This window comes from uncultured Empedobacter sp. (assembly GCF_937930195.1).
GTDB lineage: Bacteria > Bacteroidota > Bacteroidia > Flavobacteriales > Weeksellaceae > Empedobacter > Empedobacter stercoris.
This window is the reverse complement of sequence record NZ_CALGVK010000186.1, coordinates 1-25,563: the sequence shown is the minus strand read 5'-3', so window position 1 is coordinate 25,563 and position 25,563 is coordinate 1. Positions and strand designations below refer to the sequence as shown.

General features: G+C 31.8%; 22 protein-coding genes. 5 read left to right on the top strand and 17 right to left on the bottom strand.

Translation table 11 applies throughout. The features are described 5' to 3' along the window. Positions 1–82: 82 nt before the first annotated feature. The 6 genes from rodA to sppA all read right to left on the bottom strand — a co-directional run bounded on the left by rodA (position 83) and on the right by sppA (position 7,912). Positions 83–1,627: a rod shape-determining protein RodA gene (gene rodA, locus Q0616_RS11320; RefSeq protein WP_298777012.1), complete on the bottom strand. Its 1,545-nt coding sequence runs from the start codon at positions 1,625–1,627 to the stop codon at positions 83–85. Then, positions 1,596–3,581: a penicillin-binding protein 2 gene (gene mrdA / locus Q0616_RS11315; RefSeq protein ID WP_260542304.1), complete on the bottom strand. Its 1,986-nt coding sequence runs from the start codon at positions 3,579–3,581 to the stop codon at positions 1,596–1,598. The genes rodA and mrdA overlap by 32 nt, the downstream gene beginning before the upstream one ends. Then, complete coding sequence (gene mreD / locus Q0616_RS11310; protein ID WP_171622382.1) at positions 3,578–4,093, bottom strand: rod shape-determining protein MreD; 516 nt, start codon at positions 4,091–4,093, stop codon at positions 3,578–3,580. The genes mrdA and mreD overlap by 4 nt, the downstream gene beginning before the upstream one ends. Beyond that, positions 4,083–4,934 (bottom strand): rod shape-determining protein MreC, encoded by an 852-nt coding sequence (gene mreC, locus Q0616_RS11305; protein WP_171622381.1) that lies wholly within the window; start codon positions 4,932–4,934, stop codon positions 4,083–4,085. Before mreC ends, mreD begins: the two co-directional genes overlap by 11 nt. 14 nt (positions 4,935–4,948) lie before the next feature. Beyond that, the gene (locus Q0616_RS11300; RefSeq protein ID WP_038331974.1) at positions 4,949–5,974 is read right to left on the bottom strand and encodes a rod shape-determining protein; all 1,026 of its coding nucleotides are present in this window, start codon (positions 5,972–5,974) and stop codon (positions 4,949–4,951) included. A gap of 168 nt (positions 5,975–6,142) precedes the next feature. Next, positions 6,143–7,912 (bottom strand): signal peptide peptidase SppA, encoded by a 1,770-nt coding sequence (gene sppA / locus Q0616_RS11295; protein ID WP_298777007.1) that lies wholly within the window; start codon positions 7,910–7,912, stop codon positions 6,143–6,145. A 28-nt stretch (positions 7,913–7,940) separates the two neighbouring features. Between sppA and folK the strand changes: the two genes are divergently transcribed. Continuing rightward, positions 7,941–8,351 carry a 2-amino-4-hydroxy-6-hydroxymethyldihydropteridine diphosphokinase gene (folK, locus tag Q0616_RS11290; RefSeq protein WP_171622379.1) on the top strand — a complete coding sequence of 137 codons (411 nt, stop codon included), beginning with the start codon at positions 7,941–7,943 and terminating at the stop codon, positions 8,349–8,351. A 77-nt stretch (positions 8,352–8,428) separates the two neighbouring features. Continuing rightward, a complete protein-coding gene (locus Q0616_RS11285; RefSeq protein ID WP_260542297.1) occupies positions 8,429–9,835 on the top strand; it encodes an OmpA family protein in 1,407 nt (468 codons plus the stop codon). A 62-nt stretch (positions 9,836–9,897) separates the two neighbouring features. Here Q0616_RS11285 and Q0616_RS11280 read toward each other — a convergent pair whose 3' ends face one another. From Q0616_RS11280 to putP, 8 genes are all read right to left on the bottom strand, one after another. Then, entirely contained in the window at positions 9,898–11,265 is a 1,368-nt protein-coding gene (locus tag Q0616_RS11280; protein WP_171622378.1) for an exonuclease domain-containing protein, read from the bottom strand. 4 nt (positions 11,266–11,269) lie between these two features. After that, positions 11,270–12,799, bottom strand: a complete 1,530-nt coding sequence (locus Q0616_RS11275; RefSeq protein ID WP_298777004.1) for a helicase HerA-like domain-containing protein — start codon at positions 12,797–12,799, stop codon at positions 11,270–11,272. A gap of 32 nt (positions 12,800–12,831) precedes the next feature. Continuing rightward, on the bottom strand, positions 12,832–13,872 hold the full coding sequence (locus Q0616_RS11270; RefSeq protein WP_260542289.1) for an endonuclease/exonuclease/phosphatase family protein: 1,041 nt from the start codon (positions 13,870–13,872) through the stop codon (positions 12,832–12,834). 1 nt (position 13,873) lies between these two features. Then, positions 13,874–14,761: a rhomboid family intramembrane serine protease gene (locus Q0616_RS11265; RefSeq protein WP_298777002.1), complete on the bottom strand. Its 888-nt coding sequence runs from the start codon at positions 14,759–14,761 to the stop codon at positions 13,874–13,876. Between the two features lie 3 nt (positions 14,762–14,764). Then, the gene (locus tag Q0616_RS11260; RefSeq protein WP_171622374.1) at positions 14,765–15,505 is read right to left on the bottom strand and encodes a rhomboid family intramembrane serine protease; all 741 of its coding nucleotides are present in this window, start codon (positions 15,503–15,505) and stop codon (positions 14,765–14,767) included. 4 nt (positions 15,506–15,509) lie between these two features. After that, complete coding sequence (gene mutL / locus Q0616_RS11255) at positions 15,510–17,294, bottom strand: DNA mismatch repair endonuclease MutL (protein ID WP_284583318.1); 1,785 nt, start codon at positions 17,292–17,294, stop codon at positions 15,510–15,512. A gap of 160 nt (positions 17,295–17,454) precedes the next feature. After that, on the bottom strand, positions 17,455–17,832 hold the full coding sequence (locus Q0616_RS11250; protein ID WP_171622372.1) for a DUF2750 domain-containing protein: 378 nt from the start codon (positions 17,830–17,832) through the stop codon (positions 17,455–17,457). After that, entirely contained in the window at positions 17,822–19,336 is a 1,515-nt protein-coding gene (putP, locus tag Q0616_RS11245) for a sodium/proline symporter PutP (protein WP_286483276.1), read from the bottom strand. Before putP ends, Q0616_RS11250 begins: the two co-directional genes overlap by 11 nt. Positions 19,337–19,412: 76 nt before the next feature. Here putP and Q0616_RS11240 point away from each other — a divergent pair, with 76 nt between their 5' ends. From Q0616_RS11240 to Q0616_RS11230, 3 genes are read left to right on the top strand one after another with little or no spacing between them, the layout of a single operon-like run. Beyond that, entirely contained in the window at positions 19,413–21,416 is a 2,004-nt protein-coding gene (locus tag Q0616_RS11240) for a thioredoxin domain-containing protein (RefSeq protein WP_260542282.1), read from the top strand. Positions 21,417–21,419: 3 nt separating this feature from the next. After that, positions 21,420–21,974, top strand: coding sequence for a DNA-3-methyladenine glycosylase I (locus Q0616_RS11235; protein ID WP_260542280.1), 555 nt, complete (start codon positions 21,420–21,422; stop codon positions 21,972–21,974). A 51-nt stretch (positions 21,975–22,025) separates the two neighbouring features. Then, on the top strand, positions 22,026–22,916 hold the full coding sequence (locus Q0616_RS11230; RefSeq protein ID WP_171622368.1) for a DMT family transporter: 891 nt from the start codon (positions 22,026–22,028) through the stop codon (positions 22,914–22,916). A 378-nt stretch (positions 22,917–23,294) separates the two neighbouring features. Here Q0616_RS11230 and Q0616_RS11225 read toward each other — a convergent pair whose 3' ends face one another. The 3 genes from Q0616_RS11225 to Q0616_RS11215 all read right to left on the bottom strand — a co-directional run. Further along, positions 23,295–24,233 (bottom strand): hypothetical protein, encoded by a 939-nt coding sequence (locus tag Q0616_RS11225; RefSeq protein ID WP_260542276.1) that lies wholly within the window; start codon positions 24,231–24,233, stop codon positions 23,295–23,297. Next, on the bottom strand, positions 24,233–25,174 hold the full coding sequence (locus Q0616_RS11220; RefSeq protein WP_284583313.1) for a hypothetical protein: 942 nt from the start codon (positions 25,172–25,174) through the stop codon (positions 24,233–24,235). The genes Q0616_RS11225 and Q0616_RS11220 overlap by 1 nt, the downstream gene beginning before the upstream one ends. After that, the coding region (locus Q0616_RS11215; protein ID WP_298776986.1) for a GNAT family N-acetyltransferase at positions 25,171–25,563 on the bottom strand (393 nt) is incomplete at its 5' end. The genes Q0616_RS11215 and Q0616_RS11220, both read right to left, overlap by 4 nt.

Genomic DNA, 25,563 nt, shown 5'->3' with positions numbered 1-25,563 from the left:
ATTTTTATAATTATTAATTTTTAATCTGTCCAAACTTTTGGGTGCAGTCTAAAAGGATGTGGCTTTTTTAATCTATATGTTTTTATATAAATCCTTGACTGTTCTTATAATGAATAATTAAAAAGATTCCTATCAAAATAGTGAATCCCCATAAAGAACTTCCCCCATAACTAAAGAATGGTAAGGGAATTCCAACTGTTGGGAAAAGTCCGATTACCATCGAAATATTGATAAAAAAGTGAAAGAATAAAATTGACGCAACCGAGTATCCATAAAATCGTGCAAACTTATTCTTTTGATTTTCGGCTAAGAAAAATAATCGTCCCACAAAAATGGCATAGACAATAACCAAAGCTGTACTTCCTATAAAGCCCCACTCCTCGCCTACTGCGGTAAAAATATAATCTGTTTGTTGTTCAGGCACAAATCTTCCTTTCTTAATCGTTCCTTGATTATATCCTTTTCCATATAATTCTCCCGAACCGATTGCTGTTTTTGCATACAATAAGTTATATCCAGAAGTATCGCGGTATTTTGCTTCTCCTTCGTATAAAACCATTACACGCTCTTTTTGGTGTTTTGGTAATTTTTCGAAAATAATAGGTGAAATAAAACTAACCGTACTTGCAAATAGTAATAAAACAATCGAAACAATAATACTAAAATTCAACACGTTTGCAGACAACCCATTTTGAGTTTTGAAAGGTGAATTATTCATTTCCTTTTGTTCGGTTAACTTCAAAATTAACACAGGAATTATCGATATTGCAAAACCAATTAATCCAAAGAAAACAGTGTTAAAAAAGATTGGTTCCGAGAAAAATAAAGCACGCATAGGAAAAAGATGTCCAAAAGATTCTCTCGTTGATTCGGATAAATCTTCGACCAAATAACATATTCCTATCAATAATAGAAAGAAAATCGATAGTCCTATTAATATCCCATGCATCGCATCAATTACATTTTGATTGTAATTGAAAGCCAAAATTAATAGTGCAATTGTAAGAATTATAAATCCTAAAATTAATAAAACATAAAAAGGAATTTGTACAATTGATATAAGGAAAATAACCAATAAAATGATGGGTGCGATAATAATCCATGGGTTTAATCCTTCTCGATACAACGCAATACTAAACGAACAGAAAATAATCACTGATCCTAAATCGGGTTGCAACAGAATCAGAGCCACTGGAATTGCAATAACAAGCAAGACTTTTCCTACAAAACTGATATCCTTTAAATTGGCATTAGAATGGTTAATAAAATTAGCGATTAATAGAGCTGTACCAATTTTTGCAAACTCAGCGGGTTGCAAACTCAACGGACCAAAACGGTACCAAGCTTTTGCTCCATTAATTTCTTTACCAACAATCAAAACCCCTACCAAGAGTATTAAGGAGACAATATAAAAAACGGGACTATAAATTTCGAAAAAATTACGATTGTTTCCACTCACAATGATCAAAATTAAAATCATGACCATCCCAAGTCCAAACCAAATTAGCTGTTTTTGACCTAAATCTGGATTGACACTGTAAACGTTCATAATTCCGAAGGTTACTATTAGAAACCCAAGGATCAAAACGGTCCAATCAATTCCTTTTAGTAATCTGTTTTGACTCATTTTTAAATTTTGTTGAATCTTTATTTGTTCTTAATTCACCAGCTTTCGTTCCTAAAGAATCTTTCTTCACTGGTTCTATATACAAACCTTTTCTCTTTAAATAATCTATCCACTGACGACGATATTCTCCTTGTAGATTACCATTTTTCATTCGTTCTAATAAAGGCGTACGTTTAATCGTATCTGTAAGATATAATTCTGCCACTAAACTCGTCATCGGACCTGCCCAAGTTGCTCCATAATGTCCATTTTCAACAATTGCAGCTACGGCAATTTTAGGTTTATCAGCAGGTGCAAAAAGAATAAACAAAGAGTGATCTTGTCCCTGCGAGTTTTGTGCCGTTCCCGTTTTTCCATATTGAACAAAACTACTTGTTTCAAAGCCACGAGCTGTTCCTATTGTGAAAACATTTCGCATTCCTCTATGAATGATATCAAAATATTTCGGATCAACTAACGTATTTTTCTTTACTATGTAAGTAGAATCTTTCAGAGGTTTTCCATCAATTCTACGCACAATATGTGGGGTATAAAAATATCCTTTATTCGCAATTGCAGCTGTAAAATTTGCCATTTGCAAAGGCGTTGTATTGATATCTCCTTGTCCCATACCGTTAAAAATAATTCGATAAGGATTCCAAACCCCTTCTCCAAAGCGAGAGTCATAAAAATCTTCCGTTGGAATAAGACCTTTACTACCTACTGGTAAATCAGTTCCCATGAATTTACCAAGTCCAAAACTATTCATAATCGCTGCCCATTCATTCATTCCAACGCCATAATTATTGGGATCTTTCTTGACAATATCTCGATAAGCTTCAGAAAAATAATTGTTACAAGATTTTCCTATTGCCCGTTCTAAACCTTGTGGTGCATAATACATTCCACAGTGACAACCAATATGCATACGTCCATATCGATAACCATGCTTACAAACATAAGTCGTTTGCTCTGTCATGGTCCCCATTTGCATTCCTGCTAAAGCAGTCAAAACTTTAAACGTAGAACCTGGCGGATATGATCCTTGTAAAGCTCTATCATAGGTAGGACGAGAAATTGAGTCATTGATTAAAGCATTTCTTAATTTAGAATTCAAAAAATCATTTGGATTAATGGTAGGCGCTGAAGCTAAAGCTAAAATTTCTCCATTCGTAGGATCAATTGCAACCACAGCTCCTCGTTTATTTTTGAGCATTTGTTCTGCTAATTCTTGTAAGCGAAAATCGATAGTTAAGTTTACTGTTTTACCACTTTTTACTGCACGATCGTAATCTCCATTTTTATAAGGTCCAACAACATTCATTGTTCGATCTACAATCCAGTTTTTCACACCTTTTACACCACGCAAATCTTTTTCATACGATTTTTCAACACCTGCAATTCCTACTAAATCACCTGGTTGATAATATGTAGAATCGGTTTTAATGTACGATTGATTCGCTTCGTTTATATAGCCCAATATATTTCCCGCAGAATTTACCATGTATTTACGTTCGGGACGTTTGATGATACTAAATGCCGGATACAAGTACAATTGTTCTTGCATTCGAGCAAAATTTTCGCGCGAAATATTTTTTAGAAAAGGATATGGAGATAATTTTTTATAATCTTTGGCTGAAGTGATTTTAGTTAAAATCGAGTCGAATTGTTTGGTTGAAATACCAACCATTTTAGAGAATTTTGCTTTATCAAAATCATTTATAACTTCTCCATCTTTGTCCACAACTTTGGCTGGAATAACATCTAATTCGTACGAATAAGTATTACTCACCAATAATTTTCCGTTACGATCAAGGATATCACCACGATTAGGATATACAATTTCTTGCTTGATAGATGTATTAAACGCATTCAGCGTATATCGATCTGTAAACAATTGCAAATACGCTAAACGTCCTATAAATAGTACAACTATAAACAGGATTAACGCATAAACAACCATCAACTTTTTCATACTCCAACTTTATTTTTAAATAAAATTTTATAAATGAAAACAAACACAAAAGTTATTCCCGAATTAATTAAAGCTTTTAGCATCAAAGATCCGATTCCAGATGGTTTAAAGTTTTCTAAAAGTAATAAAACTACGTGATGAGCAAGTATCAAAATAACCAAATAAAACAACCATTGTGCAAAACTAAACGAACTGAAAGAGAAAAATTCCATCTCATAATCTTGTTTTCCTGCCAACAGCTTAATAATTGGATTACGTAAAAAAGCTATAAAAGTTAAAGCAAATGCATGTATTCCACCTGTATACTCGAAAATATCTATCATTAATCCCAATAAGAAAGATAAGATCAATAATGCATATTTGTTTTGAGATGGTGGATAAAATAACACAAAAACAATATAGATATATGGTTGATAGCTTCCTAAAAAGTTGATGTGATTGAAGACAAAAACTTGCAGTAAAGCTAAAATTATAATCTTAATAATGTTGATTAAAAAATCTTTATTGAACATTCTGTGTGTTTGTTAAAGTATCTGATTTTTCGACTTGTTGAATTTCAACTTTATTCAGGTTAGTTACCACATAGGCTTGAGCTAAATTAGCGAAATCTTGTTTCAATCTTACTTGAACTTTCATTTCACCCGTTTCGTCAATTCCTTTGCTTACAACTTTTCCTATAATAATTCCTTCTGGAAAAACAGGCGATTTACCGTCTGTTTCGATTGTATCTCCTTTTTTGACTTCGATGTATTTTGGAATTTCATATAACTGAACAAAACGAGGATCTTTCCCATCCCATTTCACTGTCCCAAAATATTGATTGCCTTTGATACGGGCATTGATATTGATGTCTTTGTTTAATAAAGATATTGCACGAGAATAATTTTTCCCCGCATAGGTTACAATACCAATTACACCATTATTTGTAATAATACCATCCCCTTTTTCAATTCCATCATTTGTTCCTTTATCAATAGTCAAAAGGTTTTGTGTTTTGATGATAGAATTATTTACAATTTCTGTAGGTACAAAAGAATATGTTTGGTGATAACCTAAAGTATCTGATTTATAAAACTTTTTTGTTTTCGCATCTTTAATACCTAAATGCACTAATTGCTCGCGCAAGAACGCATTTTCATCCATCAAATCTTTATTTGTTTGTGGTAATTGAACGAAGTTTGTCACCTTCGCAATTTTATCATTTACATAACCTGTAAAAGATGTACTTGCAGAGGCGAGAATAGTTTCGTGATAAATATTTTTCTTAAAGACAAGAAACAATGCAATTAACTCTAAAAAGACAAAAATTAATAGCATTCCATTTCTTCTAATCGCATTCAGAATATATTGCATTGCTTTTTACTCTTCTATTTCATTAAGAAAGTGAATTTATCTATATTTTTAAGTGCAATACCTGTTCCACGAACAACAGCACGTAAAGGATCATCAGCCAAGAAAACTGGTAAGCCTGTTTTTTTAGAAATACGTTGATCTAAACCTCTCAACATAGCTCCACCACCAGCCATATAGATACCTGTATTGTAGATATCAGCAGCTAATTCTGGAGGAGTTTGAGACAATGTTTCCATCACACCATCTTCTATACGTAAAATTGATTTATCTAATGCACGTGCAATTTCGCGGTAATTTACAGTAATTTCTTTTGGTTTTCCTGTAATTAAGTCACGTCCTTGAACTGGCATATCATCTGGTGCATGCTCTAATTCTTCCACAGCAGCTCCAACTTCAATTTTAACACGCTCGGCAGTTCTTTCTCCGATATATAAATTATGATGGGTTCTTAAATAATAAGCAATATCGTTTGTAAAGACGTCACCTGCAATTTTTACAGATTTATCACATACAATACCACCTAATGCAACAACGGCAATCTCTGTTGTACCACCACCTATATCGATAATCATGTTACCTTTAGGTTGCGTGATATCTATTCCAACTCCAATCGCAGCAGCCATTGGTTCGTAAATAAGACGCACGTCTTTTGCGTTGACACGTGCACAAGAATCTTTAACAGCACGTTTTTCAACTTCGGTAATTCCAGATGGAATACAAATCACCATACGCAATGAAGGTGAAAATAATTTACCTTGAATTCCAGGAATTTTCTTGATGAACTCTGTCAACATAAATTCTGAAGCTTCAAAATCTGCAATTACTCCGTCTTTCAAAGGACGAATTGTTTTTATATCGTCATGCGTTTTTCCTTGCATGTGTTTTGCTTGTTCTCCAACAGCAATAACTTTATTTGTTCTTCTATGTATAGCGACGATAGACGGACTATCTACTACAACCTTATTATTATGGATAATTAAAGTGTTAGCAGTCCCCAAGTCAATCGCAATTTCTTGCGTGAAAAAATCAAATAATCCCATCGTTGATTATGTCTCAGTATTATTAAAAATGAATGTACAAAAGTATAATAAATTTAGATGATTATAAAAGAGAATTTAATTTTTTAATCATCTAAATATTTTCACTAAAATAGGAAGTTTTTAGCAATAAAAAAGGGTTAATTTTTTTTTAACCCTTTTTTATGATTTTTATTGAATCTGAATATCATAAGGTAATCTTAATTGAACACCTTTTTGTTCATTCATCAACTTTATTTCTTTGTAAATTCTAATTCCATCCGAACCTAATTCTTTTGCAATTGCAGCTTCGGTATTTTTTCCTTGGAGATTATCCATAAATTCTTCGAAAGAATCTTTACGTTTTGGATAACTTTCTGTCGAATATTTTTCGATTTTAGCCAATTTAGCTGCTTCCTTAATCGCTGTTTCTAAACTTCCAAAATCGTCAATCAAACCAATTTGTTTTGCACGAGTTCCAGACCATACTCGCCCTTCCCCTATTTTATCCACTTGTTCGTAGGTTAATTTTCTGTTTGCTGCAACATGATTAACAAACTTACTATAGATTAAAACAATTGATTTCTGCATCGTATTTTTAGCCGTTGGTGACAAGGGTGTTGTTAACGACTTCAACTGATCTGCATTTGCATTCGTTTTCACTTCATCAAAGTTTAAACCTATATTATTAAATAATTTTTGTGCGTTTGGTATCATTCCAAAAACACCAATAGATCCTGTTATTGTGTTAGGTTGCGCATAAATTTTGTCCGAAGCTAAAGCTATATAATAACCTCCAGAGGCTGCTACATCACCAAACGAAACAACTATTGGCATCTTTGTTTTCAATTGCATCAACTCATATAAAATTTCTTCCGATGCATTAGCACTTCCTCCAGGCGAATTTACACGTAAAACCAATGCTTTGATTTTATTATTTTGCGAAATTTTACGGATTGCATCTACATAGGTTTTAGATTGAATTCCATCAAAACCATTTCCTTCCGTAATTGTTCCTGAAGCATATAACACAGCTACTTTAGCTTTTTCAGATTTTTCTGTAATAGTCTCAAAATAGTCTTCAACCTTAATTGTATGTTTTTCTAATACTTCAAAATCAGTTTTTGACTTTTCTTGTTTTAATCCAAGTTTTGTAAATAACATTTTCTGATAATCATTCTCTTGTGCGATGATATCATAAATTTTATTTTGCTTTCCAATTTCTGGAATAAAAGCGTATAAACTATCTGTTACCAGATTAAATTGTTCTGGAGAAATTTTTCGAGAAGTTGAGATTGAATTAGCTACATTTCCCCATACATCATTTAATAATTCAGACAATTGCATGCGATTTTCATCAGACATATTTGTTCTTATATATGGTTCAACAGCACTTTTGAATTGCCCATGACGTATTACTTGAAAATCGACTCCATATTTATCTCCCGCATTTTTGAAAAACATAATATTAGAACTTAATCCTTGTAAAAGTGTACCTCCCAAAGGATTTTGGTAAATTTTATCGGCTACACTACTAATATAATAAGACAACTGACTACCGGAATTTGAATACGAATAAACAAATTTTCCCGATTTTTTAAAATCTTCTAACGCATTACGAATATCTGTAGCTTGCGTTGCCCCACCAGAAAATTGATCAAGTTTTAAACTAATTCCTTTTATCTTATTATCATTCTTTGCCGCTTCTATCGAATGAATGATATCTTGCAAAAACACATTTGTTTCCTCTGATAAATCAAATAAAGAAACTGATCGATCCATATCACTCTCCATAATCGGATTTTCGAGCGAAATCTCTAAAACTGATCCTTCCGTTACACTCTTTGAAGGTGTAGATAAAGCTGAAACAAAAATTAGCACGAAAAGTAGAATGATAAATACACTAACCGTTAATAGATTTCCTATAATTGTAGAGAATACTCTCCCGAAAAAGTTTTTCATTTTTAATTTATTATTTACTTTTGCATATATGTCGCAAAATAAAGCCATTTTGTTACTAGGAACAAACTTAGGTGACAAAAAAAATAACATAGAAACAGCTAAATCTCTTATAAACAAAGAGGTTGGGGTAATAAAAAAAGAATCAAATCTTTTAGAAAATAGCGCTGAAGGTTTTACAACTGAAAATCTATTTCTCAATCAAAAAATTGAACTATTGACTAATTATTCTCCTTTTGAATTGTTACAAATAGTAAAAAAAATTGAACAAAAAATGGGAAGAGTATATGTCCAACCAAAAGAAAATGAACGTTACGTTGACCGATTAATTGATATTGATATATTATTCTACAACAGCCTATTAATAGATTCTAAACTGTTAAAAATACCACACCCTCAAAATTACACAAGAGATTTTATCAAAAGTTTATACTTTTTTTAAGATATTAATTATTAATTCATTAGTTTTGTAAAATATATTTAGTAATGCTTTATATTAGTTATAATAATTTCTAACCTATGAAAAAACTTTTATCTTTATTAATCTTAGGTGCTGCGGCATGTGCTACTGCACAAACCAAGTACGATGAAAAGCCATTTAACAACAGTAAAAAGGAATTTAACGATTGGTCTATTTCTGCTTTTGGAGGTTTAAACGCTTTGCAAAATTCTGACTTAGTTTCTTGGATGGGAAAATATTTCACTCCAGGATACGATGTTCAATTACAAGTTAATAAACAAATCACCCATGCTTTTGGTTTAAGTTTACAATATGAATTTGGTAAAACTAGACAAAAAGGAAATATTGATGATTCTGCTTTAAGTGGATATCATGGGTATGCTTATGGTAAAACTAAATACCAAGCAATTGGAGTTTTAGCTGATTTGAATGCCTCAAATTTATTACGAAGAGTTGATAACAGAACTGAATTTAAATGGGCTATGCATTTATACGCTGGAGTAGGAATACATGGCTATAAAGCTTATAGAAACAATTATGCTCCTCAAGGAGACCCTAATTTTACATTAATAACTGATCAAGATATCTCTGATAAATCTATTTATTCTCAAGTTGGTGCTGGTTTACGTTACAAATTGAATGACAAATTTGATTTAGAGTTACGTGGAATGTACTACATGTCTGGTGATGAAGAATTTGATGGATCTGGAAAACCAATGCCTTATCACAACTCAGGTGGTATAACTGCTGCAGATACTGAAGAAGGACGCGATGATAACATGATTACATTCTCTTTAGGGTTACACTATAAAATAGGAAAACATAAAGATGCCTTACAATGGGTTTCTCCATTAGCATACAAAGCTCCTGTAGAACAAACTCCATTTGAATGTATTGACGAAGATCGTGATGGTGTTTGTGATCAATGGGATAAATGTTTAGATACTCCAGAAGGAATCCGTGTAGACGGATCTGGTTGTTCATTAGATTCTGACGGAGATGGTATTCCTGATAGCGAAGATAAATGTCCTACAATCCCTGGTCCACCAACAAATGGAGGTTGTCCTGAAAAGGTTGTAAGAATTTCTGGAGATGAAGTTGCAACAAAAATTAATGCTTTTTTAGAAGGAATTGAATTTGATTATAACTCAGATCGTATTAGAGAACAATCTTACGAAAAATTAAATCATGCTGCTGAAGTTTTATTAGCAAATCCTGATTTTAAATTCGTAGTTGAAGGTCATACTGATGCCGCTGGAGGAGTGGATTACAACCAAAAATTATCTGAAAGAAGAGCTGCTTCTGTTGTTCGTTTTTTAGCTAACAAAGGTGTAGACACTACAAAATTATCTCCTGTTGGAAAAGGAAAATCTGATTTAAAATGGGCTGAATGTAATCCTGTTACAAACTGTCCTGCTTGGAAAAACTTAGAAAACAGACGAGTAATCTTCAAAGAAATTAAATAATCTTAATTTCATATAAAACAAAAAGGTCAGTTTTAAACTGACCTTTTTTTATTTCTAATAATTTAATTTAATATTACAATTTGGCTTGGATTAGACGAAACCTTGTACAGAAAATATTTTAACATATTCTTGATTTCATCTGTTTCTTGAATTAGAATCAATATGTTATGTATCTTTTCAAGCGATTTTATCTGATGATGATACTCGTAATAGCCATATCCTTTAAATTCCTTATTTTCGATTAAATAAAATGACTTCTCTATCCCACTTCGACCTTTATCAATGATTAAAAATGTATCCGAAGGATACTCTGTCGTTTGAATAAAATCCTTGATTCTTTTATTGTAATCATCTCGAGATTCCTCCTTTATACAAGCTCCATTACATTTATTCACTTTGTACTGAAAACAAGATTCATCAGATTTTATTCCCTCATTTACTTGTTGACAAAGATTGTAATCATTAACAATTTTTTCTAAAACCTCTTTGGCACGTTCTTTCGTCTTAAATTTTAAAACAGGCTCTACTTTTCTAACTTTTCCTATTTCTAAACGTGAATAACCTCTTTTCGATTCTAAATAATACAACCCATACGGATATACTTTATTTTCAACTAGTTTAAGATTATACATTGGTTGGTTAGTCAAAACCTCATTATTCTCTTTTATAGCGGCTAAAAATCCGCTTCCAGTTTCTTCAAATTTAATCGATCGAGTATAACGTTTTAATTTATTTGCTTTTAAGGTTTTTGATGTAAAAATTTGATTGATAGATCGTGCGATATTATTACTTCTACTAATATAAATTAACTGTTTTCTACTATTGTACATGTAAAAAACACCTGTCGTATTCGGTAGATTTTCTAACAATTTCTGATATTTAGAACTTGCTTTTTTAGGTTGTTTTAAACCTGTTTTCTTGGTGATAATTTTTTCAGAATCTTTATCTAAAAGCATTTTGAATAACGTTATCGTTGCTCTTGCATCTCCAGAAGCTCGATGGCGATCTGTTACCACAATACCTAAGGATTGACACAATTTACCCAAAGAATATGATGGTAAATTTGGGATTAATTTCTCACTGTATTCAAAAGTATCAATCCATTCTTTTTCATAATTATAGCCTAATCGTTCAAACTCCTGTTTCAACATTCTATAATCAAACATCACATTATGTCCAACTAAAATACAATCATCTGTAATTTCAACTATCCTCTTAGCTACTTCATGAAACTTTGGTGCAGTTAACACCATTTTATCGGTAATTTGAGTTAATTTTTGTACAAATTTGTCAATCTTTTTTTCGGGATTAACTAATGAAATAAATTGATCAACAATTTCTTTTCCATCATATTTATACACAGCAATCTCAATGATTGACTCTTCTCCTACTTTTCCGCCAGTCGCCTCTATATCTAAAATCGCGTACACTTGCTTATTTTTTTCCTTTTAAAAAATCAGTTAACATTTTCATCCCCCAATCCATCAATTTTCGAGTTGCTGTACGACTTACGTCACGTACAACAGGATTATCTGTCCAATCTTTTTCTTGTGGAACTCTTTTTGAAGGAGTTTTTTTACTACTTGTTTGTTCACTATTTTTTTGTTGTTCTAATTTTTGTGATAATATCTCATTAGCCGATTCACGGTTGATATTCTTCGCATACTTATTGACTAAATCTGAGTTTGCTACAATCGTATTTATTTCATCAGAAGTCAACACATCCATTCTCGAATTTGGTGCGCGCATATAAGTATATGCTAATGGCGTTGGAATCCCTTTTTCATCTAAAGCAGTCACAAAAGCTTCTCCAATTCCTAATTGTGTGATTACCTCATTTGCCTTATAATAAGTTGTCGTTGGATAATTTTCGATTGCTTTCGTAATTTCTTTGCGATCTTTTGCTGTAAAACCTCTTAATGCATGTTGAATTTTAAGCCCTAATTGACTCAAAACTGCATCAGGAACATCTCCAGGAACTTGAGTTACAAAATATAACCCAACACCTTTAGAACGAATTAATTTTACCATGGTTTCTATTTGATTTAATAAAGCTTTCGTTGCTTCTTTAAAAATCAAATGCGCTTCATCAATAAAAATAACCAATTTAGGTTGATCAGCATCTCCAGATTCAGGAAATTGAGAATAAATTTTATTCAACAAACTCAGCATAAAAGTGGAAAATAAATTGGGTTGATTTTGAATATCAATCAAACGAATAATATTTACGATTCCTTTACCATCTTTTGTTTTCAATAAATCTTGAACATCAAAACTTGGTTCTCCGAAGAATTTTGTTGCACCTTGTTGTTCTAATGCAACAATTTTACGTAAAATAGCTCCTAATGAAGCAGGCGCAATTGTTCCATAATTAGAATTTAATTCTGCTTTACCTTCAGCTGAATCTGTTACATATTGTAAAACGCGTCGAATATCTTCCAAATCAATCAATGGTAAATTTCGATCTTCACAATACTTAAATATAATTGAGATTATACTTTCTTGTGTCTCATTTAATTCTAAAATTTTACTGAATAAAATTGGACCAAAATCAGTTACAGTTGCACGAAGTTTAACTCCTGGCTCATCAGAAATAGACAAAAATTCCACCGCTGACCCTTGCGGATTATAAGGTAAATCGAGTGCTTGCATTCTTTCTTGCGCATGTTTATCTTCCGCATTTGCTGCTGCTCCAATTCCCGACAAATCTCCTTTAATATCCATCAATAAAGTCGGAACCCCTTTTAAAGAAAGTTGTTCGGCGATAATTTGCAAAGATTTGGTTTTTCCTGTTCCGGTTGCACCTCCAATCAATCCATGACGATTCATTGTTTTTAATGCCACTGAAATTTCAGCTTCTTCTACAATTTCTCCATCTAATCTGGCTTTGCCTAATATTATTTTATCATTTTTATAGGAATAACGTTTTTGTATTTCCTGAATAAAGCTTTCTTTTTGGTTCATTTTGATTGATTATTAAATAAATATAGGAAAAATTATTCTGCAAATTTATATTTTACAACAACAGGATAATGATCCGAAAATTTTTTACGAATAACATTTGCCTCAATAGCTGTAAATTCTTTTGAATGAAATAAATAATCAATTCTAATTGGAAATTTAAATCCATGAAAAGTTGTAGCATCTCCTTTTCCTACCGCTATATATGAATCGTGAAGGTAATTTTTTAATTTTTCGTATTCATACGAAATAGGCGTAGCATTAAGGTCTGTTCCTAAAATAACGGGATGACGAGATGATTTGATATACGGGATAATTGCTTCCAACTGCTTTTGATGCTTTTGCATTCCTTTTACCAATTTCAATTCGACCTTTCTGCTCGAAATTTCAGCTGTTTTCGAATCTTCTGATTGAATAATATCTTTTACCATCGTTTTATCGATATACATAGGCTCCAAATAAACATTGATTACTCGAATTGTATCGGTTCCGAGATCAATATCTGCATATGCCGCAAGTCCATTAAAATCTTCGCTATTTTCGGTTTCTATTATTTTTGTTTGGATAATTGGATATTTACTATAAATCGTTAACAATCCATAAAATTCTGAATAATAATCTTTAAACTCATTATTTTTCAAACTCTTTTGTTGAGCTTCTCTTGCCTCTTGAAGCAACATAATGTCCGCTTTATTTTTAATCAAAAATTCTTTCGTTCCTTCATCCTTAAAACCATGAGCATTGTATGTCAAAACTGTTAAATCGGCTTTTTTAGCTTCTATTTTATTGAATTGTACAATGGGATAAGATAAATAAATTGGATAAAACAATCCAGCTGAAAGAATTAAAATCAATAGAAAATGTCGCCAACTAAATAATAACCAATAAGCTAAAAAAATAGTTCCGAATGCAAATAAAATTGGAAAACCAATTGAGATAAAATTAAAATAAGGTATTTCTGAAGGTGTAAAAACTTTATTTAAATAAACACAATAAGCTACCAACAAAAAAACAATATTTATTGTTAGTACTAAACGATTGAAATAATTTAGTTTAAACTTACTGATTACACTCATTTTATCTACCTTCTTTAAATAGAAAGTCTTTTTCTTCTTTAGATAAACTTTCGTATCCTGATCGCGAAATTTTATCTAAAATTACATCAATTTTCTTTTGTTTTTCAACTTTTTGATGATTAAAATCGTAGTCATCTTTCGGAACATTTGTTCGAGTTGAAGTTGAAGAAGTATTTTTATATGTTTTAAATGTTGATTTGTCTTTCTTTTGAAACAATTGTTCTATTTTGATAATAAAGTTACCTAAAAAATCATTTCCTTTCTCAAATTGTTTCATATAAAGATAACCAAAAATCGCACCACCCAAATGCGAAATACTTCCACCAGCATTCTGATTTGCTATAATATTATATACATCAAAAGCAATAAAAAAGTAGCCTACATACAACAATGGAAACGAAGTTGGAATAAGTAGCAAACGAACAGGCATTTTTGGGTTGTAGGAAATCATCCCAAAAAAAACGGCATAAAAAGCTGCAGAAGCACCAACTAATAAATGTGAATAATTGAATATATTTTGAAACAATAAAAAGAATATACCTCCAGTTATTCCTCCAAAAATATAAAACGTCACTAAGTTTCTATTCTGAAATTGTTGTAAAAACATTTGGCTTACGAAGTACAACAAAACCATATTCATAATCAAATGGAAAAGATTTCCATGCAACCAAGAATAGCTGAAAATTTGCCATGGTTTTGTCAATAAATCATCAAAAGATGACAATGCAAACAAATCAGTTGTGTTAATAATTGAATTCGCTACAGTACGAAGAATGAAATCTACAATCAGTAACGTAAAAAACACCACAACATTGATATAAATTAACTTTGTTGCACTATTTCCTGAAGAATATTTTAGTTTTAAATCGTCTAAGATATTATTTGTCATAGTTTAATTCCATCTATAAAGATTCTTTTTCCATTTTCTTGCCAATAAGAAACCTATTAAACCTCCTCCTAAATGGGCAAAATGTGCTACATTTCCGATATTCTGGTATCCCATATAAAACTCAATTAATACCATAATTGGAATAAAATATTTTGCTTTTATTGGAACTGGAAAAAAGATTAACATCAACTTTTCATTTGGATACAACACCGCAAACGCTAACAATAAGCCATAAATTGCTCCTGAAGCACCAACCATTGGTGTAACAAAATAGGTTAAAATACTTGACGCAGATTGACTACTTTGAATAACTGCGTTGGTATGATATGCGCCTTGCATTGATAATTTAGCTGCATCATAAATTTGTCCCAAACCTATTCCTTGCGATTGGATTATTTCTTTTAATTGCTCAACTTGGAAATAATTTACCAAATTAAATAAAATAAAACCTCCTAAACCAGCTAATAAATATAAGGTTATAAACTTTTTAGGACCAAAAGTTTGTTCCACTACCGAACCAAACATCCACAATGCAAACATATTAAACAATATATGCGTAAAATCGGCATGCATAAACATGTGCGTTAAGATTTGCCAAAAATTGAAGTTAGGAGATTCTGGATAAAATGCACCTAAAATTACGCGTAAATCAATTCCTTTTGCGTTAAAAACAAAAGTCGCTAAAAAGAATAACCCATTAATAATCAGTAAATTCTTTGTTATCGGTGGTATAGATTGTCTCATTTGGTTATTGTAATGTTTTTTTAATATCTGCCGTATTCATTTGCACAAAAATAGGGCGTCCGTATGGTGTATAATTTGGATTTGGTAGTCTTAGCAATTCTTCTACCAAAGTTTGCATTTGCTCAGATTTTAACGCTACACCCTTTTTAACAGCGGCATTCTTCGCTAAAATTTTCGCAAACGTATTTTCTAATTCGATTGATTCTTGGTATTCCAACTCTTCTATAAAATCCATAAAAATAGACACGACATCTTCTTGCTGAACATCAACAGGAATTGCGTTAATCTGAATGGTTTCTTCGTCTAACGAAATGTCAAAACCAAAACTTAACAATTGATGTTCTACGTTGATTAATTTCTGACGATCATTTGGCGAAAGCTCCAATTCTATCGGGAAAAGCATTTGTTGAACCAAAGCACTTCCGTTATTTGAATGAATAAATTTCTCGAACAATATTTTTTGATGCGCACGATGTTGATCAATAATCAACAATTCACCACGATATTCTACTATCAAATATTGGTTCATCCATTGTATCACATCAAAACTATCCTGAAAATCTTCAGATTCGAATAATTGATGTGCATGATTATTCTCTATTTCTAACTCAACCGCATCTTTATAAAAATCCATATTCGCTCGAATATCAGATGGCTTTGGCGATCTTGTTTGTTGATGTTCAAATGGATTAAAACTTGAATCAACTGTAATTTCTGGCATTTTAATTTCTGTATTTTCTGTTGCAGAAGGAATAAATGCCCAGTTTGGATCTTGTTCAAAATCCAACGAAGGAATGACATTAAACTGTCCCAAAGCATGTTTTACAGCAGCTCTTAGAATTGTGTATATCAATGCTTCGTCTTCAAATTTGATTTCTGTTTTTGTAGGATGGATATTGATATCAATTTTTGAAGGATCAAGTTCTAAATACAAAAAATAAGACGGACTATATCCTGTTGGCAACAAACTTTCGAAAGCATCTACAATCGCATTGTGTAAATATCCACTTCGAATAAAACGATTGTTGACAAAGAAAAATTGCTCTCCGCGTGATTTCTTCGCAGCATCTGGTTTTCCTACAAAACCTTTTACTTTTACAATTTCAGTATCTTCTTCAACCGAAATAATTTGAGCACTTAATTTCTTTCCAAAAATCTGAGTAATTCGTTGTTTTAAATTCCCCGCTTTTAGATGATAAATCTCTGCATCGTTGTGATGTAAAAAGAAACTAATATTTTCGTGTGCCATCGAAACGCGTTGAAATTCATCTTGAATATGACGAAACTCAACCTGATTTGATTTCAAGAAATTACGACGAGCAGGCACGTTATAAAAAAGATTTTTGACCGCAATAGAAGTTCCGACTGGACAAACAACTGGATCTTGACTTCGAACTTCTCCTCCTTCTATCACTAATTGCGAACCTACCTCATCCTCATCACGACGCGTTTTCGTTTCTACTTGCGCAACAGCAGCAATTGAAGCTAAAGCCTCTCCGCGAAAACCTTTTGTATGAATATTGTAAATATCTTCCGTCTTTCTGATTTTCGACGTTGCGTGACGTTCAAAAGCCATACGAACATCTGTCACACTCATTCCCGAACCATTATCAATCACTTGGATCAAGCTTCTACCCGCATCTTTTACAATTACCTGAATAGAAGTTGCACCAGAATCCACTGCATTTTCAATCAACTCTTTTATCACCGAAGCTGGCCGTTGCACAACTTCTCCCGCGGCAATTTGATTAGCTACATGATCTGGCAATAATTGGATAATATCGTTCATCTTTTCGTTTAAAATTGATTTAATTTTGACTATTTTTTTAATCAAACTTTACAAATATACAAACAAATCTCCCTTTTCTACCCATATAAACAAAGTGAAACTTATCAACATTTCTAAGCCTTTTGAGTTTTGGAATTTAAGTTTTTTGTTAAGAAATCTATTATTCGTAATTTTTTAATTCTTCTTTTAAATCTCTTATAAACTCATCTAAAGTAACTACAAAACCTGTTTTATTCGTTGGAAAAACATTGATTAAAAAATCATTTTCTCTAATAAAATTTATAATTTCTTCTAATCTATTGAAATCAATCTCTAAAACTTCGCAATCGCTCCAATCATCTATTCTACATATTTCTGCAAACTCAATTTCTGACCATAAGGGAAATAAAGTTTTATCATCAATTGTAGAAATAGCATGATCTCCATTTGGAAAAACTAATGTATACGTCTTTTCCCAATCAGCTATTTTTCTAATAAAATATTGATAACGTTCAAAAGGATTTAATTTTAGAATATTTTCTATTTTTTTAGGATGCATTTTTCAATTCTTTAACTAAAATAGCTTTCATCTCATCAAAATCTTGATCAATTTCTTGATTAGGTTGTTGCGTAAGCAATGAGACAATATAAATCATCGCCGTTGAAGATAAAAAACCTGGAATCATTTCGTACCAATCTTTGTAATCATGCTGTATATAAACCCAAGCTAAGACTACGATTCCTCCAGTTAACATACCCGCTAAAGCACCTTGCCATGTTGTTTTTTTCCAAAAAAGAGAGAAAACAATTAACGGTCCAAAAGCTGATCCAAATCCTGCCCAAGCATTTCCAACTAAGTTCAAAATCGAATCATTAGGCGTTAAAGACAATAAAACTGCGATTACTGCTACGATTAAAACTGATAAACGGCTTGCAATTAACAATTGTTTAGATGTTGCTTTTTTATTTAAAAATGCTTTGTAAATATCTTCTGTTAACGAACTTGATGTTACTAAAAGCTGAGAAGAAATGGTGCTCATTACAGCAGCTAAAATTGCTGACAATAAGAATCCTCCGATCAATGGATGGAATAATACACGCGAAAAATAGATGAACACTGTTTCTGCATCTGTTTTAGAACCATCAAAAAGTTGCATCGTTGATTGATCAAACTTCATCAAATAAGCAATTCCAACCAAACCTACTAATAATGCTCCACCAACAGTAAAGATCATCCATGTTATTCCAATATTTCTTGCTTTCGGAATATCTGACACTTTACCAATTGCCATAAAGCGAACAAGAATATGTGGTTGACCACAATAACCTAAACCCCAAGCCATCAAAGATAAAATCCCAATAGTAGTTGTCCCTTCAAATAGATCTAAATAATTATCACCTTTCGTATTAATTAATGAAAAAGTTTCTTCTACTCCATCAATTTCAGCAATAGCAACTATTGGCACAATAACCAAAGCCAACACCATAATTGTTCCTTGAATAAAATCTGTTAAACTAACAGCCAAAAATCCACCCAAAAAAGTATACAGAACAACAACAAAACTTGTCATCCAAATTCCTGTCATATAATCCATATGAAAAGCAGATTCAAACAATTTCCCTCCAGAAACCATTCCAGCAGATGTATACAAAGTAAAAAACACCAAAATAAAAATAGATGAAACAATACGTAATAAACGTGTTTTATCCTTGAACCTATTTTCGAAATAAACAGGAATTGTAATCGAATTATTGGCAACTTCAGTATAAACTCTAAGGCGTGGCGCAACAAAAACATAATTAAGAAAAGCACCAATTGTTAAACCTATTGCAATCCATGCACTTGATAAACCTGTGAAATACATTGCTCCAGGAACTCCCATCAGCAACCAACCACTCATATCAGCAGCACCTGCAGAAAGTGCCGTAACAGCAGCTCCCATTTTCCGTCCTCCAATCAAAAATTCTTCAGAATTGCTTGTCGACTTTCGGTAAGAATAAATTCCAATTCCAATCATCAAAGCCATATACGCACCTATAGAAATATACTCGTAAAAGTTCATGTGTTTAATTTTTATCGAAAATATAATTTTTCATCCACAAAAAATAAACGAACTTTAAATTTCTAAATAATTACGGATGAATTTTCAACAAAATAACCTCAAAAATGCAACAAGCCCTTATTTAAAACAGCATGAAAACAATCCTGTTTGGTGGCAAAGTTGGAGCGACGAAGTTTTGAATCATGCACAAGAAATCAACAAACCTCTTCTTATTTCAATTGGTTATTCAGCTTGTCATTGGTGTCACGTCATGGAACACCAATCTTTTGAAGACGAAACAGTCGCTAAATTAATGAACAAGTATTTTGTATGCATTAAAATCGACCGTGAAGAACGTCCAGATTTAGACGCTTTGTATATGAATGTTTCGCAATTAATTCATCAATCGGGAGGTTGGCCACTAAATGTTTTTGCACTTCCAGATGGACGACCTTTTTATGGTGGCACTTATTTTCCGAAAGTTCAATGGATCGAATTATTAGAAAATATTAATCATTTGTATCATCAAAATTATCCCAAAACAATGGAATATGTCAACTCTATTGCTGATGGTTTACACAAAATGGAAACGATTGGATTGAAATCTGAACAAAATTTTTCGAAAGAAAAAATCGACGAAACATTCGAATTTTGGAAACAACAATTTGATGATGAATGGGGCGGTTTTAATCGTGCACCAAAATTTATGTTACCAAATGCTTGGGAAACTATTTTACGTTATGGAATTCAAACTAAAAATGAAAACTGTTTAATTCAAACCAAAATAACATTAGACAGAATGGCTTTTGGAGGAATTTACGATCAATTGAAAGGAGGTTTTTCGCGATATTCAGTCGATCCGTATTGGAAAGTTCCACATTTCGAAAAAATGCTTTACGACAATGGACAACTGCTATCTTTATACTCAAATGCTTATCGAGTTTTCAACGAAAAAGAATATGAAAATATAGTAAAAGAAACCATCAATTGGTTAAAAGATGAAATGCTTTCGCCAGAAAATGTTTTTTATGCTGCAATTGACGCTGATTCTGAAAGTGAAGAAGGAAAATATTATGTTTGGAAATCGCATGAATTGAAACTGATTTTAAAAGAAGATTTTGATTTGTTTCAGAACTATTATAACATAGACGAATTTGGCGAATGGGAACATGGCAATAATATTTTGATGCGATTAACGGATGACGAATATTTTGCTACGAAACAGAATATTTCAGTCGAAGATCTTCAAACCAAAGTTTCAAAATGGAAAAAAATCTTAAATCCTATTCGAGAAAAACGCAGAAAACCTCATCGCGACGAAAAAGTATTGACCTCTTGGAATGCTTTAACTATAAAAGGTTTGTGTGACGCTTATCTCACTTTTGAAATTCCTGAATATCTTGATTTAGCCGAAAACGCAATTCATTTTATTTTAGAAAATCAATGGAAAAACGAAACATTATTCCGAAATTATAAAGATAAACAAACGACAATTCCAGGATTTTTAGATGATTATGCGTTGATGATTGAAGCATTAATTAAGCTTTTTGAAATCACATCCGAGATAAAATATTTGGAAACCGCTCAAACATTAACAGAGGAAACATTTAATCAATTTTACAATCACAAAAATAAAATGTTTGCTTACAAGTCGCATTATGACACACCTTTGGTGAACGAAACATTCGAAATTTATGATAATGTTATTTCTTCTTCAAATTCTGTCATGGCAACTAATTTATTCAAATTAGGAAAAATTTTGAATGAAGAAAAATACATCGAACAAGCCAAGCAAATGTTAACGAATATTGATGAAAAAATTCACGATTATCCAACTGGTTTTGCAAATTGGATTCAGTTGTATTTAAATTTCAGTTATCCGTTCAAAGAAATTGTTATCGTTGGTAATGAAGCTCAAGAATATTCGAAACAAATCCAACAATGTTATGTACCGAATGCGATTTTTGTTGCTTCAGAAACAGAACAATTAGAGATTACTAAAAATAGATTGATTGAAAATAAAACATCCATTCATATTTGCGAAAATTATGCATGTCAATTACCCGTTTATTCGATTGAGGAAGCCTATAAAAATTTATAAACCATGAAAAAAACACGTTGCGCTTGGGTAAATAAAGACCAAGATTACATCGATTATCACGATAACGAATGGGGAAAACCTATAAAAGACGATAAAATTTTATTTGAATTTTTGATTCTCGAATCTTTTCAAGCGGGATTGAGTTGGTTTACTATTCTCAAAAAACGTAAAAACTTTAGAAAAGCATTTGCAAATTTTGATGTCAAAAAAGTAGCCAATTTTGATGAAGCTAAAATCGAAGAATTAGTCCAAAATGAAGGAATTATTCGTCATCGAGGAAAAATTTCTGCAGCAATCAACAATGCAAAGTTGTTTATCGAAATACAAAAAGAATTTGGATCGTTCTCTGATTTTATTTGGAGTTACGTTGACCACAAACCTATTATCAACAATTGGAACTCAATCAAAGAAGTTCCTGCAACCACAGAAATTTCGGACAAAATTGCGAAAGATTTGAAAAAACGAGGTTTTAAATTCTTTGGTTCAACAACAATTTATGCGCACATGCAAGCAACCGGAATGGTTAACGATCATACCAACGATTGCTTTTGTAAATAAATTATGTTTGTAAAAACAGCTAACTTTCGCATCTTTGCGCAAATTTAGCACATGAAAATCGAATTAAAATATTGGATTATCCTCGGTATTTTAGCTTTAACTTGGGGAAGTTCTTTTATACTAATCAAACAAGGATTGGTTTCTTACACACCCTATCAAGTAGGCGCCTTACGTCTATCTATCGCAGGAGGAATTTTAGCCATTTGGGGAATTCCAAGTTTATTTAAGATTCCAAAAAACAAATTAAAATATGTTGCATTAGCTGGTTTTTGTGGAAATTTTATTCCAATGTTTTTATTCCCAATGGCTCAAACGCACGTTTCAAGCTCTATGGCTGGAATTTTAGATTCGTTGGTTCCATTATTTATCTTGTTATTTGGCGCTTTATTTTTTAACATAAAAGGAACTAAAAATCAAATAATTGGTGCGTTGATCGGTTTTTTAGGAGCTGTTCTATTAATTGGTGGAGATGGTTTTTCAGGTGAAAACAGTTTATTACATTGTTTATTAATTGTATTAGCAACTGCTTTGTATGGACTAAATAGTTTGATTTTAACTCGCTATTTAAACGATGTACCATCATTCCAATTGTCATCAGCATTATTTACAATCTGGTTATTACCTTCTATTGTAATCTTATTTTTATCCGGTTTTTTCACTGACTTTGTTGGTACTCCTCAACAATTAGAAAGTTTGGGTTATGTCGCCATATTAGGCTTAATTGGGACTGCATTAGCAATGATTTTATTCTACAAATTAATCCAAGCCACTGGCTCGATGTTCTCCTCAATGGTCACCTATTTGATGCCGATTGTTTCTGTTTTTTGGGGATTTTTAGTTGGAGAACAAATCACATTCATGCATTTATTTGGCTTTGCTATGATATTATCGGGTGTGTATTTGACGCAGAAACCAGACAAAAAACAAATCGAAACCATTTAACAGTACTATACGATCAATCCTCATTTATTGAAATGAGGATTTTTTATGCACATTCATTTCATAGGAGAACTTTACTTAAAGCAAGACAAGAGCATCACCGAAGAAAGATAAGAGAGTCCTCCTGGTTGAGGCGAAGTTGAGGCGGTACAAAGGCAGCATAAAGGCGGCATAGAAGCGTCATAGAACCGATACTGAACAATGACCGTGAAAGAAAATAAAGTGGCCTAAAGAGGGGTTGAAATTACGGATTTAAAAATACGATTTTTCGCTAAAAATTCCGAATCCTTCCTTTCTTCTTTCAGGTATCCCATACAAAAAGCCACTACTGGAACTTTGTTCCAACAGTGGCTTTTTGAATATGTTAATTATATAGTACACCTATCGCATATAAGGTTTTAAAGCTGTTACTAATCTTCTGGTAAACTCATCCGCCCCTTTATCGTTTAAATGGGTGGTATTGTAAAACCATTTTTGTTGATAACTGATCGAATCATCCGAATAATCCAATAAAGGCAAATCATATTTCTGTAAGGTTTTTTGGTAACGCCCTACAATTTCATCGCGGTTCAACATATACCCTTGCCCTTTGTAAAATTCTGGCGCAATCGTAAAAATCAATTGAATATTTTCTTGTTGACAACGTTGGATCAATTCTTCTAACAAAGGATACACTTCGGCATCAAATTCCGCATCTTTTGCTTTTAAATTCGCCCAATTGACATTCCATTTTCGGTTATAGGATTTAAAACCTTTTAAACGAAAATCTCCATTTTTGTCCACTTTTTCTTTTGTTGCTTTTTGAATTTCATCTTTCCAATACTTTTGGTCTTCGTATCGGTAAAAAGGAATCACATAATCTTTCCAATCGGCATTTTCATATTCTTTTAGGTACGCATATAATTTGTAATTCCATAACATAAAAGGCACGTATTGATTCGGTTGAAAAACTTCATCAATGTGCGAAAATGAAAACGTATCCAAATTCCAAACAATGGTCTGAGGATGAGGATTTTTATCCAAATACTTCAAGAAACGATAATATTGCATCTTGAATTTACTTCCGTTCAACCCTAAATTATGTGTTTTCACTCCCAATGAATCTTCCAAAATTTGAGGATTGATATGAATCATTGCACGTGAAGAACCAAAAACAGCTAAATCCACGTCTATATCCCCTTGATTCACACGGTTCCATTCTTGTACTTCACCGCTAAACAAGGCTTTCTCTTTTAACGAATTGGAATAAAGAATATCGCCAATTCCGGCTAAAAAATAAATGGCCACCAATGTGACCATAATGTATTTGAAAGGTTTCATTATCTTTTAATATAAGGTTTTATATCCTCCGCTAATTTTTTGGTGAAAATATCTGCACCTTTTGCATTTAAATGATTAGAATTATAAAATAGATTTTTTTGATAATTCATCGAATCATTTGAATAATCAATAAAAGGAATATTATATTTTTCTGATATAGATTTATATAACTTTATAACTTCATTTCGATTAATTTGACTTTCTATCTGAGCTATATATTCTGGTGAATTTATTAAAATCACACTTGTATTCAATTTTTGCAAATCCTCTATTATTAGAAATAAATCTTGTTTTCTCAAAGAATCAACTTCTATAAAATTAGGTTTATACAATCTCTCCTTCCAAGAATAATTCATTCCTCTAAAACCTTTCACTCTACCGTTATTATGATAATTTGAATAAAAATAAATTTTATAAAGCTCTTTTAATACATCAACTTTTTGATATTTAAATTTTCTATATCTTATCATTGGAAAATACAAATCAAAATAATTAAATTCTAGCTCCTTTCCGACAATATCATATATACTTTTTCGATATAACATCAATGGAATAAATTGTTCTGGATTAAAGACTCTTGCTTTTTCAAGAGAAGTAATGTCTAAATTAATAATTACATTTTTAGGATGACTTCCAATGCTAATAAGTTCATCATGCCTAAATTTTTGTAATTCTATCTTTTGACCATTAAATCCTAAATTATAAGAATTTAATTTTAACTCTTTGTCTAATATTATCGGATTTAAATGAACGTAACTCCTAGAAGATCCATAAATAACTAAGTCTTCATCTATTTTTTTATTATAAATATCATTCCAAGTATTTAGTTCTCCTTCAAACAAGCTACTTCTTAAAAATGATTTTGAAATAAAAACATCTATCATTAATGCTAAAACATAAATGATTAATACTCCTAATAATATCCTTTTTAGAAATTTCATTTTCTTAACATTTCGATATGTGTAATATCGTCTTCTAAATATTCTTCCGACACTTGTTTGAAGCCAAAAGTTGAATAAAATTCTTTCAAATAAGATTGTGCAGAAATACGAATTGAAGATGTTTTAAATTGATTTTCGATTACTTGAACAGAATTTTTCATTAATTGTTTTCCCAAACCATAACGACGAAATTTCGGATTTGTAATTACACGACCAATAGACGGTTCGTTTTCGTATGAAATTCCTTGAGGAACAATGCGAGAATAAGCTGCAATTTCATTATCAATCGTTGCCCATAGATGCCCGCATTTGAAATCCTTTCCATCGGCATCTTGGTAAATACAATCTTGTTCGATCACAAAAACGTCGTTTCGTAATTGAATTATTTT